The sequence below is a fragment of the Photorhabdus africana genome (assembly GCF_035181445.1).
Taxonomy (GTDB): Bacteria; Pseudomonadota; Gammaproteobacteria; order Enterobacterales; family Enterobacteriaceae; genus Photorhabdus; species Photorhabdus laumondii.
This window is the reverse complement of the sequence record NZ_JAXBVE010000158.1, coordinates 1-542: the sequence shown is the minus strand read 5'-3', so window position 1 is coordinate 542 and position 542 is coordinate 1. Positions and strand designations below refer to the sequence as shown.

The window sequence follows — 542 nt, the reverse complement described above, 5'->3', positions numbered from 1 at the left end:
GGCCAGAATGCGCTGTTTTTTCTCCTGGGTGTAGCCTTGTTTAAAAAACAGGGTAATCGAGAGACCCAGACGAGAAACAGTCATCCCATCGCCATTGAGGAAAGTAAACGCAGTCAGTTGTGATTTCAACTGGGCAAAGTAATCTACAGTTTCCATCATTTTCTCCGTGAGTGATGAGTCGGTGGATAACCTGTTATTCCCACATACTTGCCGCTTCCCGTACCAGATGCCAGAGGGTTGTGCCCGTCTCTGCACCTTCAACATCAAAAGCCATCGCCCCCTGAGCAAAGAAGTACTGTTTGTCAGGCAGGCTATCGGTTCGCCAGATCCCGCTGACCAGTGCCGGATGGTCACCTCTCAAAGGAGTCACTTGCAGCGGTCCCCGGTCATAACGGGCATACCAGGCCAAGGTGGAAGTTGAATTAAAATGCCCTTCACCATAGAAGTGCAATGAATGGCCTTCACGAGGTATCACCCGTATCGGACGTATCAGTTGGTTAATGGCAAAATAACTCTCCGGGACACTGTCCGGTAGTGGCGTT

General features: G+C 50.4%; 1 protein-coding gene. It reads right to left on the bottom strand.

Annotated elements, in window-relative coordinates:
- Positions 1-193: 193 nt before the first annotated feature.
- Positions 194-542, bottom strand: a 349-nt coding sequence (locus SLS51_RS23200; protein WP_323840834.1) for a type VI immunity family protein, incomplete at its 5' end; no start/stop codon positions are given.